The organism is Hugenholtzia roseola DSM 9546 (assembly GCF_000422585.1).
In the GTDB taxonomy this organism is placed as follows: Bacteria; Bacteroidota; Bacteroidia; order Cytophagales; family Bernardetiaceae; genus Hugenholtzia; species Hugenholtzia roseola.
Window position 1 is genome coordinate 17,669 of record NZ_KE383882.1, and the last position, 16,121, is coordinate 33,789.

The 16,121-nt window shown below is 43.5% G+C and carries 15 protein-coding genes; 9 read left to right on the forward strand and 6 right to left on the reverse strand.

What is annotated here, in order from left to right; all coding sequences use genetic code 11:
• Positions 1-83 precede the first annotated feature (83 nt).
• Complete coding sequence (locus G500_RS0114780) at positions 84-929, reverse strand: mechanosensitive ion channel family protein (protein WP_035757619.1); 846 nt, start codon at positions 927-929, stop codon at positions 84-86.
• A 76-nt stretch (positions 930-1,005) separates the two neighbouring features.
• Between G500_RS0114780 and G500_RS0114785 the strand changes: the two genes are divergently transcribed.
• From G500_RS0114785 to G500_RS0114800, 3 genes are all read left to right on the forward strand, one after another.
• Positions 1,006-2,292 carry a hypothetical protein gene (locus tag G500_RS0114785; RefSeq protein ID WP_027003115.1) on the forward strand — a complete coding sequence of 429 codons (1,287 nt, stop codon included), beginning with the start codon at positions 1,006-1,008 and terminating at the stop codon, positions 2,290-2,292.
• A 493-nt stretch (positions 2,293-2,785) separates the two neighbouring features.
• On the forward strand, positions 2,786-3,553 hold the full coding sequence (locus tag G500_RS25175; protein ID WP_051203690.1) for a lysophospholipid acyltransferase family protein: 768 nt from the start codon (positions 2,786-2,788) through the stop codon (positions 3,551-3,553).
• A 46-nt stretch (positions 3,554-3,599) separates the two neighbouring features.
• Positions 3,600-4,016 (forward strand): hypothetical protein, encoded by a 417-nt coding sequence (locus tag G500_RS0114800; protein WP_027003117.1) that lies wholly within the window; start codon positions 3,600-3,602, stop codon positions 4,014-4,016.
• A gap of 193 nt (positions 4,017-4,209) precedes the next feature.
• On the opposite strand, the gene ffh is transcribed toward G500_RS0114800, so the two are convergent.
• Positions 4,210-5,541, reverse strand: a complete 1,332-nt coding sequence (gene ffh, locus G500_RS0114805) for a signal recognition particle protein (RefSeq protein WP_027003118.1) — start codon at positions 5,539-5,541, stop codon at positions 4,210-4,212.
• A gap of 369 nt (positions 5,542-5,910) precedes the next feature.
• Entirely contained in the window at positions 5,911-6,900 is a 990-nt protein-coding gene (locus tag G500_RS0114815) for a KpsF/GutQ family sugar-phosphate isomerase (RefSeq protein ID WP_027003119.1), read from the reverse strand.
• Between the two features lie 20 nt (positions 6,901-6,920).
• Between G500_RS0114815 and G500_RS26175 the strand changes: the two genes are divergently transcribed.
• Positions 6,921-7,151, forward strand: coding sequence for a hypothetical protein (locus G500_RS26175; protein WP_035757621.1), 231 nt, complete (start codon positions 6,921-6,923; stop codon positions 7,149-7,151).
• 19 nt (positions 7,152-7,170) lie between these two features.
• Complete coding sequence (locus G500_RS0114825; protein WP_027003120.1) at positions 7,171-7,590, forward strand: hypothetical protein; 420 nt, start codon at positions 7,171-7,173, stop codon at positions 7,588-7,590.
• A 222-nt stretch (positions 7,591-7,812) separates the two neighbouring features.
• Here the strand turns inward: G500_RS0114825 and G500_RS0114830 are convergent, their stop codons facing one another.
• From G500_RS0114830 to G500_RS0114845, 3 genes are all read right to left on the reverse strand, one after another.
• The gene (locus G500_RS0114830) at positions 7,813-8,508 is read right to left on the reverse strand and encodes a hypothetical protein (protein ID WP_027003121.1); all 696 of its coding nucleotides are present in this window, start codon (positions 8,506-8,508) and stop codon (positions 7,813-7,815) included.
• 279 nt (positions 8,509-8,787) lie between these two features.
• On the reverse strand, positions 8,788-11,631 hold the full coding sequence (locus tag G500_RS0114840) for an Ig-like domain-containing protein (RefSeq protein ID WP_027003123.1): 2,844 nt from the start codon (positions 11,629-11,631) through the stop codon (positions 8,788-8,790).
• Between the two features lie 19 nt (positions 11,632-11,650).
• Complete coding sequence (locus G500_RS0114845) at positions 11,651-11,989, reverse strand: hypothetical protein (RefSeq protein ID WP_027003124.1); 339 nt, start codon at positions 11,987-11,989, stop codon at positions 11,651-11,653.
• Between the two features lie 496 nt (positions 11,990-12,485).
• Between G500_RS0114845 and G500_RS0114850 the strand changes: the two genes are divergently transcribed.
• From G500_RS0114850 to G500_RS25180, 4 genes are all read left to right on the forward strand, one after another.
• Positions 12,486-13,844, forward strand: a complete 1,359-nt coding sequence (locus tag G500_RS0114850; RefSeq protein WP_027003125.1) for an NAD-dependent succinate-semialdehyde dehydrogenase — start codon at positions 12,486-12,488, stop codon at positions 13,842-13,844.
• Between the two features lie 109 nt (positions 13,845-13,953).
• On the forward strand, positions 13,954-14,589 hold the full coding sequence (locus G500_RS0114855; RefSeq protein ID WP_027003126.1) for an ABC transporter ATP-binding protein: 636 nt from the start codon (positions 13,954-13,956) through the stop codon (positions 14,587-14,589).
• Between the two features lie 82 nt (positions 14,590-14,671).
• Positions 14,672-15,115, forward strand: a complete 444-nt coding sequence (locus G500_RS0114860; RefSeq protein WP_027003127.1) for a hypothetical protein — start codon at positions 14,672-14,674, stop codon at positions 15,113-15,115.
• 102 nt (positions 15,116-15,217) lie between these two features.
• Positions 15,218-16,117, forward strand: coding sequence for a glycosyltransferase family 2 protein (locus tag G500_RS25180; RefSeq protein ID WP_027003128.1), 900 nt, complete (start codon positions 15,218-15,220; stop codon positions 16,115-16,117).
• Positions 16,118-16,121 lie beyond the last annotated feature (4 nt).

The following is a 16,121-nucleotide window of genomic DNA, read 5'->3' on the forward strand; positions in this document are numbered from 1 at the left end:
GCGAAAAGAAAGCCCCTCCCTTTGGGGGCAGGGGTTTGGGGTGGGGTAAAACACTTTTCGGCAAAAATTTGACAGGGTGCATTTTATTTTTCATACGAAAGCAGGCGACGAGGCAGAGCCAAAAGCACGCCGTTTTCCTCGAAGGTATTTTTGTAGGTTTCTAAAAGGTCGCATTTGGTTACGAAGGCAATATCGGGGGTTCGCGCCCAAACGTAGGCACGAAGCAAAATTCCTACTTCGGTGATATTGATGACGCGCACCGTTACAGGCGAATCGCCGTTGAGTTTATCTTCCTCGCTTCGGTTATCGATGCACTCTGGGTGTGCCAAAGCCGCCTCGCGCATTAGCTCGATGGCTTTTCTAAGGTCGGTCTGGTGCTGTACCCAAATCTCGACAAAAATGCACGTCTTGGGGTCTTCTATCGAAGAATTGACAATCGTATCCGAACTAATGGTAGAGTTGGGAATAATAACACGCCTATTTTCTAAACTTTTGATGATGGTATGGCGCAGCGTAATATCTTCCACAAAACCGATATTTGTCCCAACCGTAATCATATCGCCCACTCGAAAAGGCTTGAAGACCACGATAAAAATGCCGCTCACGATATTGCTAAATGCCTTTTGAGAGGCAAAGGCAATAGCGGCAGCGAAAATACCTGCACCTGCAAATAGCGTAACGGCAATAGAGCGCAAAAAGGGAATGGCGTAGGTAATGAGCAAAAAAGCAACGGTAAAGACCAAAAAATTGATGGTGTTGCGAAAAAACTTGATGCGTGTGGTGTTGTCGTAATCATTTTTTTCGCCTAATTGCACCAAGTAGTTATTAACGGCAGCCTTTGCCAAACGCGCCGTCGTGAGTGCCATCAAAAGGACAAAAACCACGTGTCGCATCACGGTCAGGTCTATTTTTCCAAAAATATCTTCCATATTGGTCTTGCGTTTGTCTTGTAAATGACGTGTAAGAAACCTCCCCTTCGAACCTGCAAAGTAAGAAAAAATCCTGATGCTTTCAAAAAAAAATCCCCTTCAAGCCTTCGAGAAGATAAAATTTGCCTACCTCGCTGCGCTGGGTATCCTCTTTTGGGGCTTGCTACAACAATATGCCACACAAGCAGGCATTTGGCTAACGGCAGATTCCTTCGACTACCTTGCTGCCGCCCAAAGCCTCCACGTCAAAAACGCCTTACTTCGCGCCAACGGCAAGCCTTTTGTGCATTGGACTCCTCTCTATCCTGCCTTGCTCGCTTGTATCGGAAAAAATAAGGGTGAGATTCTGCCTTTTGTAGCCGCCCAACAGTTGTTTTTTTCTGTAATTTTATACTTTTTTTTATACCAAATTATAAAAAAAAATGTCAAAAGTGCAATAGCAAGAATCTGGACTTTTTTGGCACTGCTAACGGCTCTGCCTCTCTTTATGGTATCGATTTTTCTCTGGTCGGAAAGTTTTTTCCTGCTCCTTTTGGCGGCTTTGTGGTATTTTTACCCTGATAAAAAAAATACATCAAAAAGTTTTACCTTTCAATCTCTTTGTTTTGCACTGCTCGCGCTTCTTTTGGTGATGCAGCGCAATGCTGGCATTTTTTGGCTTTTGGGCTTGCTTATGATGCTTTTTACAGCAAGTAGCCAAGATTTTTTTAAGTCAGAAAAATGGAAGTCTTATGCTTATTTTTATCAAACATTTTCACACTTTTTTTATCTATCGCTTCTTTTTCTGCCTGCCTTTCTCTTTTTTCTTTTTTGGCAATGGCGCGGCTTTCACCTTTCCGAAGGCAAATTTAGGGCGCAATCTCACGCCTACGGTTCAAGTTTGGTAGAAAATTTAACCTTATATGGCTCTAAAATTTGGAATAGCCTCTTACCCGATTCGCTTTTTTCTCACCTTTGGCATTTCTTTGGTTTCGAGTTTGAAAAATTGCCTACTTATTTGGGTGCAGGTATCGCCATTTTTTTGGTTTTGGGTTTGGGTATTCTTTTTATTTTTTTTACAAAAAACAAAACCTTGTCGCTTTTTTATGGGGCTGCTTTTTTTTACTTCGTCGCCCTCAATAGTTTGGGCAAGATACAGGCGGCAGATGGCGAAAGATTGCTTGCGCCCTTTTTTTTGGTGCATTGGGTAGGATTAGGATTTTATTTAGAAAAAGTACTTTTTTATGATATAAATACAAAGAAAACAAACAAATTATGGCGTATCTTGGCTTGGACTTTGGCTTGGACTTTGGCTTTCATTTGGCTACTCTATCCGCTATCGCGCCTACTCAAAAATGCTATTTTCTGGCATCAGGGCATGTAAAAAGCGCAAAGAGGCAAATGTGAATAAATGTGAAAAAATCAAAAAATGGAAATACTTTTAGCTTTTGGCAAGGACTTTTAAGCCTGCTGAGAAATGAAAAAAAGGCATTTTTCTTTTCTATGTACCTTTTTGCTTTTTTTCGTCGTTTTCTTTTCCCAAAATACGGATTTCGCTTAAAAAAGTGCTATATCAAACCTTCTACGTTTTATTTTGAGTAGGTTTAATAACTGCATTGTTTTTTTTGTAATTGCTTTTGGCGTGCCAATTTTAGCTACCAAATGGCATTTTTATCACACAAGCATACAATTTTGAGATGCGATTATACTTGCAAGGTACGTAAAAAAGTAGGATTTTACGGTCAAAATTACAACAAGAGGCAGCCCAACTGCTCTCTTCTCTCAAAACGCCATCGGCTTCTATTGTGTTGCTACAAAAAACAAGGGTTACCCCTTAGACCTTCACTCCTCTATCACACTATAAAATAGAACAAGCCATGAATCACCTTTCTAACTATCCTCACTCTCCCCTTTCCTTTCCCTTCGAGCAACAATCCTTTCCAAAGTTCAAATCCTCGCAAAAAGAAGACTCTGCTCCTTCGCCTACCTTAAAAACAGAGGAAACAACGGCTCGCAAGCCCTTCCGTTTTCGGGCAGCACTCTACTATTACGGGCATCATTTTTTTGCTTTCTGCCTGCTTGCGCTGCTCAAAACGATATATTGGACGTGTCGCATCGAGTACAAGGGGGAAGACCAAGCGGAATCCGAAGCACAGCAAGGCGCACTCTACGCCCTTTGGCATGAAAACTGGGTTACGTATTTTGGGCTTTTTTCGCACCAAAGGCAGCCCAAAAGTGCCGTTATGCTGCACCCTGCGCGATACATGAAGCCCTCGCACACGCTCATGCGCTGGCTTGGATATGATGAACTGATTTTAGGCTCTACGGGCAATTCGGGCAAAGAGGCTTTTATCAAACTTAGCAAACTTTTGAAGGAGGGCTACAACATTCCCATTTCGCCTGATGGTCCTTTGGGTCCGGCAAAGGTGCTAAAAAAAGGGGCTTTGCGATTAAGCCTTTTATCGGGCAAACCTATCATTCCCATACAGTTTCGTTACAAAAGCTATTTCCGTACAGGCGATTGGGACAAAAAAATTATACCTTTTCCCTTCTCAAAGTTTGAAGTTATTTACGGAAAACCTATATTCGTAACTGAAGCCACCCTTGAACAAAGCGAACTCGATTTGACGCGCGACTTAGGGTGAGCCTTCACCCTTTTTCAGTTTCCTTCACGCTTCAAATTTCGCTTTTATGTCAGCAAATCTCACCATTACCTTTGATACCGCCTTCGCTACGGCAGGCTACAACGCTACCAATAAATGGGTCTATGCCTCTGCCAAGACCTACTACCGCCTCGACCAATACCAAGAACTTTGGCGACATATCTTAGAATTAGTACAAAAAAATAAAACGGGCAAGCTCTTTTTAGACGACCGCTTAGGCAAAGTAATTCCACCGGGGCATTTGGAGTGGGTCTTTGGCGAAATTGTACCTGAAATGATAAAGGTAAGTGGAAAAATACGTGTTGCGATTGTACTTTCTGATGATGTTTTCTATCAAGTGGCTATCAACAATGCAGAAAGACGCACGACCCTTTTTGGGGGCGCACTACAATTAAGCCAATTCAAAGATGTGGAAGAAGCACAGGCTTGGCTAATTTCACAGTAAACCGTTGGCAAAAAACAAGCAAGCAGAACGATATTTTGTATTTTGTTCTTTACAATATTTTTTAAAATTTCAAACGACTCGTAAAAGCAACGATTTTCTTTCTAAAAAATAACATCGAAAAGACCCTTCCGCTTTAAAAACGAAAGGGTCTTTTTTTGGCTTTAAAAGGAAATTGCCGCTATGGGCTTACCATTTATTTGCGCTTCATCATCTTTGCCAATTTCTGCTTGGGAGCAGACATTTGGTTCATCTTGCGCATGAGTTTGCGCATTTCACCAAACTGTTTGATAAGGTTATTAACTTCCTGAATGGTTCTGCCACTACCTCTGGCGATGCGCTTTCTGCGGCTGCCATCTAAAAGGTCGGGATTGCCACGCTCTTCGGGAGTCATAGATTGAATCATAGCGACGATAGGTTTGAAGGCATCATCGTCTATTTCGATGTTTTTCAATTCTTTGCTAATACCGGGCAACATGCCTACCAAATCTTTGATGTTACCCATGCGCTTGATTTGCTCGATTTGTGAGATAAAGTCATTGAAATCGAACTGATTTTTGCGGATTTTCTTATTGATGCGGCGGGCTTCGTCTTCATCAAAAGCCTGCTGCGCACGCTCTACCAAAGAAAGTACGTCGCCCATACCCAAGATACGTTGCGCCATACGGTCGGGGTGAAACGCATCGATGCCATCTATTTTTTCAGACGTACCAATAAATTTAATGGGCTTTTCTACCACACGACGGATAGAGAGAGCTGCACCACCACGCGAGTCGCCATCTAATTTAGTCAGGACAACGCCGTCGTAATTGATGCGCTCATTGAAAATTTTGGCGGTATTGACGGCATCTTGCCCCGTCATGGCATCTACTACAAAGAGGGTTTCGGAAGGGTTGAGGGCTTTTTTGACGGCTTCAATTTCCTGCATTAGCTCTTCGTTGATAGCCAAACGCCCTGCGGTATCGATAATGACGACGCGGAAGCCTTTTTCTTTGCCATACGCCACTGCACGCTGCGCGATGCCTACTACATCAGAGCTATTTTCAGGCTCGGCATAGACATCTACACTAATTTGCTCGGCTAAGACTTTGAGCTGCTCGATGGCGGCAGGACGGTACACGTCGCAGGCAGCCAATAAGACGGTCTTGCCTGTTTTTTTGATATGATTGGCTAATTTGGCAGCGAAAGTAGTCTTTCCTGCACCGTTAAGACCTGCTAAAAGTACAACAGCAGGTGCGCCTGTGAGGTTCATATCCTTTCGGCTACCCCCCATCAATTCGGCGAGCTTTTCATAGACGATTTTAGTAAATAACTCGCCGGGCTTGACCGCAATCAATACTTTTTGCCCAATGGCTTCATCTTTAATTTCGTCAGTAACGGCTTTTGCCACTTTGTAATCAACGTCGGCATCTACTAAGGCACGGCGGATTTCCTTGATAGTGGTCGCTATATTTACGTCGGTAATGCGCCCTTCCCCCTTCAAGGTCTTGACGGCACGGTCAAGGCGGGCAGTTAAGTTTTCTAACATTGCGCTATGAAAAAAGAGAGGTTTCGGTCTGCGTTTGAAAGGTGTTTTTCTAAATGAAAGCCTTAAAATCAAACAATTAGAGTTGGACTTGCAAATTTCTGTTTTTTTTGTGTAAAAACCTAATCTTAGCCTCCGATTTGTGAAAAAGTTATCAGAATCGCAGGTTTCAGACGAAAACCCCATGCGCAGTGATATTAAATTCTAAAAATTAGGTTCAAATGTAGGGACAAGGCATTGCCTTGTCCGCAGTGAGATTGAAATGAAAAACTAATTTTCCGACCCAAAAAGTAGGATTCAGTCCAAATTTTATTTTGTATCAAATTTGGCAAAAAAAGCCTTTTCTTAGAAACGCGAAACTGGAGCTTCGCGCTACTGTTGTAAAATGTCGTGCATGCGTACCAATCCGACACAAATCTTGCCTTCTACTACGGGTACGATATAAATTTGCTTGTTCGGATTTTCCATCACGCTCATTACCTGCGCTAAGGTATCGCTGGGCGCAACCGTAGTGGGTGCAGCCGTCATGAGATTTTCTACCTTTTCGTGTAGGTTGTCGCTTTTGGTGAGCCAACGCCTGATGTCGCCATCTGTAAGGATACCTTCTAACTCTCCCTTTGCATTGCAGACACAAAGCGCACCTAAGTTTTTTTGTGTCAGGATTAAAACGGCACTTTTGAGCGACTCCTCTTTGGCAATAAGGGGCAGCCTTTCGCCTTTGTGCATGACATCGGCAGCCGTAAGGAGCAAATTTCGCCCCAACTGCCCCGCAGGGTGATAGAGAGCAAAATCGGCAGGGCGGAAATTTTGCGCCTGCATCAAAGCGATTGCTAAGGCATCACCTATCACGAGCGCAACGGTAGTGCTGCTGGTAGGTGCTAAATTCAGCGGACAGGCTTCGCGCTCCACACTGCCATCTAAGACCACATCGAGCATCTCTGATAGGCGCGTCTGGATATTGCCAAAAATGCCTATCGTCTTTGCCCCAACACGCTGCAAGGTAGGAATCATTTTGATAAGTTCGAGGGTAGTGCCGCTTTTAGAGAGCATCAAGACGACATCGCCCTGACCGACCATGCCTAAGTCGCCATGCAGAGCTTCGGAAGCATTGAGAAAGACCGAAGGCGTGCCTGTGCTGGCAAAGGTAGCCGAAATTTTGTGTGCAATGATGCCTGATTTTCCTACTCCCGTAACAACGACCTTCCCTCTATTGCGCTGCACACAATCCAAGATAAGGGAAATGGCAGAAGAAAAATTTGCCGCAATGCGCAACTGACTGCGGCGTAGGGCTGCAATTTGCGCCTCAAAAGTAGCAAGTGCCTCTTGATAATGCGTATCGGAAGTAGAGAAATGGGCAGACATTTGGAAAAGTACGTTTTTTTTTGTTCCTTTGGAGAGCCTTGATATTGGCTACAAAGATAAGGCTTTTTGAGCAACCTGCCCACCATTTAGCGATTCCACCTTCCCCTATGACCGACCTTGCGCCTGCTTCCACTTCCGATGAAAAGCCCCCCATCTTGGGTAACTGGCAAAATTTTTATTGGCTGGTTTTGGCTACTTTGGTTTGTTATATTCTGACTTTTTACTTATTTTCAGCATATTTCAAAGCCTAACCCCTAAGCTGCTACGCCCATGCCTATCCAAAAAACCTCCACATATCTCATCTATCAAGAAGATTTCCAACAGCGCACCCTAACCGACCGCCTCAAACTTTCGATGCGCCTGATGCAATTAGAACCCATACACCGCTATTTGGGCGAACTGCGCCTCTACGACGACATCTTGGAATTTGAAGGCAAGGACACCGAAACAGGCGAACCACACCTACTTTTGTGCAGTGGTGCGCAAATCAAGCGCGTCTTTTTGGGTTTCGATGGCTTCTTTACCAACTTAGAAGATTTTTCGGCAGGCTTTACCTTCAAGCCCCTACGCCTTACGATTGTCAATGGAAATCATACCCTTACGCCTTATTTTATCACAAATTTCAACAAAATCATGAGAACCTCAGACAATGAAAAATGGGCGACTAAGATAGAGCAATGGGCAAAATAGAGAAGCATTTAGCATAAAATTTAGCCCTGATAAAAAGGTAGTGTTTTGAGTGCCTGCCCTGCTGCCCTGCCTGCCCCCGCCGTTGCTTGTGTCCCACAAGCAACCTATAGTCGTCTGTGGGGACACAGACAACGGCAAGAAAATAATGAGAACCTCAGACAATGAAAAATGGGCAACTAAGATAGAACAATGGGCAAAATAGAGAAGCATTTAGCATAAAATTTAGCCCTGATAAAAAGGTAGCGTTTTGAGTGCCTGCCAAAGGGCAAACTTTTTCTGTCTATCTTGTTCTAATGCCTCAAAGGGGTCTGAAACCAAAAAAACAAGGTCTTTGTATTCTGTCGGAAGATACAATTTGGCAGCAGGTAGCCCCAAAATAGGCATTAGATTGCCCACTACCCAAATATAGCGCGGCGCAAACTGTTTGCGAACACTTGCCCAAAAAAGGCGCGGTTCGGGAAGGGATTGAGATTTTAAATTTAAAATGGCAACATCGGCAAGCGATACGCCACCTGCGCCCAAGACGTTTTCCAAAAAACTCTGATGCGTGGGTGAAAGCAGCATCTGTGCCGATTCCTCATCTTCCAACAACACCAAAATCTGTTTCTGATTTTTTCCTACAAAGCGAAACACAAGCTCTTTGGGCTCAACCTTTGGCGCAGGAACTGCCGCCTTTTCTTCTGAAAGGGAAGAAGGCACAGAACTTTCTGGCGAAGGGGCGATAGGTTCGGAAGAAGCGTTTTGTGTGGTTTCTTGTTGCTCTTTTTGTGTCGGTTCGAGGCGTTGAAAAAATAACATATCGCCCTGATACAAAAAAGGCAGGAAGTTGAGGTCGTTTTCCATTGAAGTAGCCAAAAGGTAGCGAAGATTAAAACCGAAAATAATTTGAGCCTGCTCCCAAAATGGCGTGAGCCTCATTCAGGGCTTTGTAGGCTTTATTTTCTGACCCTGCAAAAATAACTTTTTTCACAGACAACGGCAAATAAAGACAAGTTTCTGCCTATCTCTACGCACAGCGTTGTATGCAGATTGAGGCAGATTTGGCAGCCAAATTAAAAAACTTGTCCCTAATAAAAGCAGCGCCTCTATTAGGGACAATTTTATGGACAAGTTTTAGGGACAAATTAGGAAAGGTAGTGTGCCTCTATGAAAACACAAGACCATTACCAGCAAAAAGCCAATTCTATGTAGAAAATGCTATTCTTTGACAATCTTGATAACCTCTTTGCCATTTTTTCCTGTCAGGATAAGCATATAAACGCCTGCTTTCAGATTTTGCAAAGAAAATTCCGTTTCAGTAGTTTGGCGTGCCGCCGTTTGTAGGGAAGAAGTCAGCACCACTACCCCACGCATGTCCGTCAGTTGGAACTGCATCAATTCGGCTTCTTGGGTATAAAGGCGCAAATTGAGGTTGTTTTTGGTAGGATTAGGATAGGCGGCTAAGAGTCCGACTTTGTTTTCTACGCCCTCGCGCTTCAAAAGAAGTGTTTTAGAATACGACTTCTCGCCTGCCAAGCTCACCTCCATTAGGCGGTAGTAAGTAAGATGTTCGGGGTTTTGATGGACAAACTTGTATTCAGAGGGTCTTTGGTGAGGTGCTACCTTTCCAAGTGCCTCAAAAGCGATTCCGTCGGTAGAGGCTTCTACTACAAAATGCGCTATGTCTTTTTCCATCGCCGTTTCCCAAAGTAGCAGGTTGTGTGCTTTTTCAGCCTGCCCTTCAAAGCGTTTCCACTCTACAGGGAGCGGGTCGAGCTGTTCTATGAAAAGGATAATATCGTCTGCATTGGAAGCACCCAAAAATGCGTTTCCTGCATCAAAATAAGCCTTTCCATCAATTTGGATATAATAAGTAACCCCTGCCGTAAGATTGACAGAAGCTATCGCCGAAAAGACAGGCTCAATGGCAGTAGCACCGTTGTCGTTGCAGGCAAGTTGGGTAAGGCTTGGGGCAGCAGGACAGGTAGCGGAATTGGTAAAGATTGCCAATTCGGAATCGAAAAAGCCTCCCGTTGCGGCAAAGGTATTGTCAGTACCTTGTGTGATGCTAATGGCATAAGGAGCGGTAACGGCAGGGGTGAAAGCCGTCCAGATGCTATTCGTAACGGCATTGGTAGCGGTAAAACAAGAGCCGCCAATTTCGCCGCCCTCTACTGTGGCGCAAGTATTGGAAAAAGTACCATTTGAACCCACAAAAACAGGCGCAGCATTACAGAAGTTATCATAAGGCGGTGCAGAAACGGTTACCGTAACGGCAGACCTTGTAAGAGTAGCACAACTTCCATCATAGGCTTCGGCGTAGTAGGTTGTTGTGGTAAGTGGTGAAACTACAAAGTTTGCGCCGCTTGCACTTGTACCCAATAGCGTGCCTCCTGTTGGCGCATTATACCACCTAATTGTATTGCCCGCAGAAGTTGCACTAAGATTGACAGACGCACCCGAACAAGCGGTTGTATTAGAACTTATCGCACTAATAGAAGGCGCGGCAGAGATGACATAGTTTAAAGCAATTCTACAATTAGGCGTTGAGGCGCAAGCGGCATAGTAAGTTGTTGTGCCAGCTGTGTTTGTGTTGGCAAGCCCTGAGCCAGCCACACCCACAGGATTGAAATTCGTGCCTGTGCCTATCGGCGTACCTCCACTTGCTGCCGTGTACCATTCAACTCCACCAAGACCACTTGAAATGGTAGCACCTGCCGGACCGCTAAATGTCCAACTATAAGCCCCAGTGCTTCCAGAACCAAAAGTGGTTGAAACGATGTAATAGACTACGCCCGGCACTAAAGCGACAATGAAATTACTCGGCACAGCACAAGGTGAAGAACCATCAAAGGCGTTCTGATATAAAGAAGCATGCCCATCAATGGTAGGAAAACAACCATCAAACGTATAAGAGCCTGCCGTTGAGACCGTAAAAGCAAAAACATCATAGTATTGATTTGTACCAGCACTTGCACCGCAGGTAGTTCCGCCTGAATTTCTATTCCACGTGGGGTCTGAAACGGTTAGTTCGCCTGCATTAAAAACAGCTCCTTGACTGATGGGTGCCCCTCCGCAGGCGTTGTTTGTAGTCAGGGCAACACTTGGCGCACCTTGGCAAATCGTTGCTCCTGTTCCTGTGAGTAAGTTTGGCGAAACGGTAACTGTTACATTATCGGTACAAGTTGGTGGCGCACCCCCTCCTATGCAATTCCAAACAGCCGTATAGGTGGTAGTTGCCGCAGGCGATACTGAATAGGAAGATGAAGTTGAAACCGAAACTCCTGCGACCTCCCATCTGACGAAACTACATTCTATTCGTGAAAAAAGATGACAGTCTTGGTTAGCAGGTACAATGCCAGGCCAGTCTGTATTATTTCGCCCCGGCACAGGAAAGGCTAAAGTACCGTCATTGTTTTCCGCACCCGAAGTAGCAAGCGCACCCGAAGTGGTAGCATTCCAATTCGCTGAAAGTTGTGATACAACGACATTAAAACTCCCATTTTCATTCAAAATGATTTGAAACGAAGCCGTACCAATACCAGCTCCCGTACCAAATGAATACGGTACAACGTTGTTGTAACTTACAACAAACCTCCTATTGGGCGCAGTGCCAACGGTTTGATATGTTATCGTGCCGCCAAACCTAATATCTATATCGGCATGAAAACCTGCAATGTAATTGTTTGGCGTGCCTGCGGCAGGAATAGGAAAGGGTGTATAACCTGTGTAAGTGAAAGCACCGAAGCCAAGCAAACCATTACTTTGGATAACAGCAGTTGTGTAATTATTTCCATAAAAATCAAAGTTAAAACCGATAGGTATCTGCCCAGTAACACAGTCATCACAAGCCGTAGGGAAGGCATTTGTACCCGTAATTGCTACAGGTGTGCAGGAGGTTGCCGTTACGTTGTAAGCAACATTCATAGATTGAGCATTGAGCAAATGCGAACTCCCGCAAGCAATCGTTACGTCTGGCGGCGCAGTAGGACACTGTGCGCTCACCCTTTCTGCCGAAAACCAAAGCAGAAAAAGTAAAAATAGAGTAAATTTATTGTTCATAATATTTTTTTAATTTTTGTTATTTTGATATAATAGTGCGATACCTGTCAGGATTATTCGCAATCCATATCTTTTTCAATCGCTCATAGCGCAGCGCATCTTCATTGTAATTGCCCGTATCAAGAAAGAGCGGAAGTCCATCTCTGACCTCTTCGGCGTTGGTTTCAATTAGTTGCACATACAAATCAATATGCTGATTTGCCCAAACTTGAAAGGCTTTTTCATAATCATATTGAGAAGAAAATGCAGCTTTGTCTGGCATCATATCGCTCGAGGGGGATTCGCTTTGTGCCAAAAGTCCGTTGTGTGCAAGTAAAAAGAAAAGCAATAGCACAACACTTTTTAGAAAAGTTTTCATGTTTTTGAATTTAGAAGTAAAACAAATATTATTAACCAACCTAAATACAAGTATGTTATAGTTTTATATCAACATTTTAACATAGTGATATAAAAGATGTGCTGTAGCCCGCTATTTTCTGCACTAAAATCAACCGATAAGCCACACAGAGGAAGTAATCAATCCTAAAAAAAATAAAAAAAAAGAAATAAAAAGATAGTTTTGGCTTGTTCATAATGCGAAGTTCTGTGAGAGGTGAGATATTTTGAAGGCTTAAAGGGTAGGCAAGTATAAACAAAATTTCGCTAAAAATCAAATGCTTGTCATATAAACAAGAGGCAAAGCCCCAAAAGCAGGCGAAAATTTTGAAAAAAAGTCGTTTTACAATTTCTTAACTTGCAACTTTCCAAAAAAAATAGGGCTACCTTTTCAAAATCTCTAAATTTTGCCTTCTCAAAAAAAAAATCTACATTTCTGCTTCGCTTTACCTTTATTGTCCATTTCCCTCCTATTTCAGATGCAAACTTACACTACCTACAATCCCTTTTCACAAAAAGCCCTTCAAACTTATACTTTTGAAGATGAACAAGTTTTTTCGCAAAAAGTGGCAGCGGCTGACCGCGCCTTTCGCTTTTGGCGCAAAGTAGAAATAAGCGAAAAGGCAGCACTTTTTGAAAAAATGGCAGATTTATTGGTAAAAAAACGCGATGAGTTAGCCCAAATCGCAACCCAAGAGATGGGCAAACCCCTGACACAGGCACGCGCAGAAGTGGAAAAATGTGCCAAACTTTGTCGCTACTACGCCCAAAGAGCAGTTGTGTTTTTATCTGAAAAAAATTACACAAGTAACTTTTCAAAAAGCTATGTACGTTATGAACCTTTGGGGACGATTTTTGCCGTCATGCCTTGGAACTTCCCCTATTGGCAGGTGTTCCGTTTTGCAGTGCCTACCTTGATGGCAGGCAATACTGCCCTTTTAAAACATGCTCCTAATACTTTTGGCTGCGCCCTTGCCATAGAAAATTTGTTTAAAGAAGTGGGCTTTCCTGCTCAAGTCTTTCAGAATTTGATTTTAAAAGTAGAAGATGTTGAGAAAATAATAGCCACCCCCAGCGTGCGAGCCGTAACGCTTACGGGCAGCGAAAGGGCAGGAGCAAGTGTGGCAGCGTTGGCAGGTAAGTATCTAAAAAAGAGCGTATTAGAGTTGGGCGGCAGCGACCCTTTTATCGTCTTGGCAGATGCCGACCTCGAAGTGGCAAGTGATATGGCAGTTTTGTCGCGTTGTCAGAATAGTGGACAAAGTTGTATCGCCGCCAAACGCTTCCTTGTGGTAAAAGAAATTGCAGAAGAATTTACAAGGCTTTTCAAAGCAAAGATGGAAAAATTAGTCGTAGGCGACCCACTCTCTTTGGCTACCCAAGTTGGCACGTTGGCGCGTCCAGATTTGGCAGATACCTTAGAAAAGCAAGTGCAGCAAGCCCTATCCGAAGGCGCGAAACTACTCACAGGGGGAAAAAGAGAAAATAACTTCTTTTTTCCTACAATTCTTACAAATGTAAGTAAAGAAAATATAGCCTTTCGTCAGGAGCTTTTTGGGGCAGTGGCAGCCCTTAGCCTCGTGGAAGACGAAACACAAGCCCTCGAATGGGCTAATGTCAGTGCGTATGGCTTGGGTGCTTCTATCTGGACAAAAAATATAGAAAAGGCAGAAAAAATGGCACAAAACCTCGAATCGGGCAGTGTCTTTATCAACCAAATGGTGCAATCCGACCCTATCCTACCCTTTGGGGGCATCAAAAATTCGGGCTTCGGCAGAGAGCTTTCTGATTTTGGGATTCAGGAATTTTGTAACATCAAGACAGTAGTAGTCGCATAGTTTTAAATATTTGCTCCCAAATTCTTACATCTTCGCTTAGGGCTTGATTCTTAGGCGTTTTGTTTGTATCATTGCATTTTATTTTATTGCTATCCTTTTTAGAACAGTTGTGAAAATTGCGCTCGAAAACATAGGCAAACGATACGGACGCGAATGGATTTTTCGCCACCTTTCACTTTCCATCACCAAAGGCGAACCTTTGGCTTTAGTGGGAAATAATGGCAGCGGCAAAAGCACCCTGCTCAAAACTATCTTGGCTTTTCATCTACCTACCGAAGGTCTGTTGCGCTATCAAATGGGCGAAAAAGACCTTACAAGCGAAGCCCTTTTTGCACACTTGGCTTGGGCTGCCCCCTACATGGAAGTGGTAGAAGACTTTACTTTGCACGAACTTTGGCACTTTCATAGCCAATTCAAAAAAATGAGTCTTAATAAAAGTGAAATGGCTGCAACACTTGGCTTCGCTTCGAGCGTATGGAAGAAGGAAATTCGCCATTTCTCCTCAGGCATGAAGCAAAAAGTACGGCTTGCCTTCGCCCTCTTTTCCGACACTGCCATTTTAGCCCTCGATGAGCCAACTTCTAATTTGGATAGCCTCAATGCACGTTGGTATCGCACCCACATCGAGAGCCAGATAGCGCAAAAAGTCGTTATCGTTGCCTCTAACCTTGAGCAAGAGTATGAGTTTTGCACCCAAAAAATAGACATTCACGAACTAAAAAGCCGTTTTTACGAAAAAAACTAAAAACGCGCTTTCATATCTCAAAAAAACGTCTTATCTTTATACGCAAATTTTCTTTTCTTCAATTCTTAACTCGCCTTTACTTATGAAAGCATTACGCCTCTCTCTTCTTTTAATGACCCTCTTCTCTGTGCTTTTCCTTACCAAATGTTCTTGCTCGGAGGACGACCCAAAACCAGAGCCACAAAAAACATTGGTAGAGCTTATCTCTAAGCAGTGGAAAATCAGAACTCTCACCGTTGATGGTCAGGGTGTTACTGACAATATCGCCAACTTCCGCCTTACGCTTAATAGTGATGGACCCAACCCTACCACTTACGGCATCAACTTGGGTGGCTTGGCATACAATTTTGCCCCTGCAACTTCTGGTAACTGGACAGTCAATGACGCAGGCACACAGATGACTTTTAGCGGACAGACCGTTCAAGCGCAAGCAAGCGAAGAAAACATCAGAATTACTTACACTGTACCCGAAGAGCAAGACAAAAACACACCTACCGTAGTTTTTGACCTTATTCCTAACGAATAAGCCGCCAAAGGGAAAGTTGTCTTACCCAAAAGCAGCCCCAAAAGGGTTGCTTTTTTTTGTTTAACTTTGCTTTCCTAACCCACGAATCTTTCCCTCTGCCGTATGCCTTTTTTTTCTGTTATCATTCCGACCTACAACCGCGCTGCGCGTCTTATCAAAACCCTGCAAACGGTTGTATCACAGAGCTTTACGGATTTCGAGATTGTCGTCGTAGATGACGGCAGCCAAGACGACACAGCCACACAAGTAGAAAAGCATTTTGAAAATGAGCCGCGCTTACGCTATTTTTACAAACAAAACGAAGAACGTTCGGCAGCACGAAATTTCGGCGTAGCAAAAGCACAAGGCGAATTTGTGGTCTTTTTCGATTCTGATGATGCCATGCACCCCGACCATTTACAGACCCTCAAAAATGCCATCGATACCGAAAAAGACGTAGATTTTTTTGCAACGAAGCATCAACTCATTACACAAAAGGGAATTTCTGCTCCTACTGCTTCTTTTAGCATTGCAGAGGGCAGATATGACTACAAACTGTTTTTAAAAGGAAACTTTTTCAATGCCATGTTTTGTGTTAGGAAAGATAGTTTTAAGATAGGTTTCCCCTTAGATTTTAATATTTGTGAAGATTGGATATTTATCATAAAAAACACTTGGGAAAAAGAAATTTTTGTCATTGATAAAGTAACCACTTCTCTCATCGACCATGACACCCGCTCGATGGCAAACCATAGCAAAGTCATTCAGGCAAGACTTTTGGCTACCGAAAAAATCATCAAAGAACTACATTTAGACCCCGACCAAATTCAGACCATTAGAAAACATAGCTACCTTTTTTGTGCCGTCCATGCCTACTTAGATGGAAAAAGAAGCGAGGCTTGGCACTATTTGGCGCAAGCCCAAAAGATGGGCGCGAAGGGCAAAGGTAGCCTTATTTTGTGGTTCAAAATTTTGGTAGGAAAAAAGAATATCGAGCGGATAAAAACGCTATTAGGCTCATAACTGT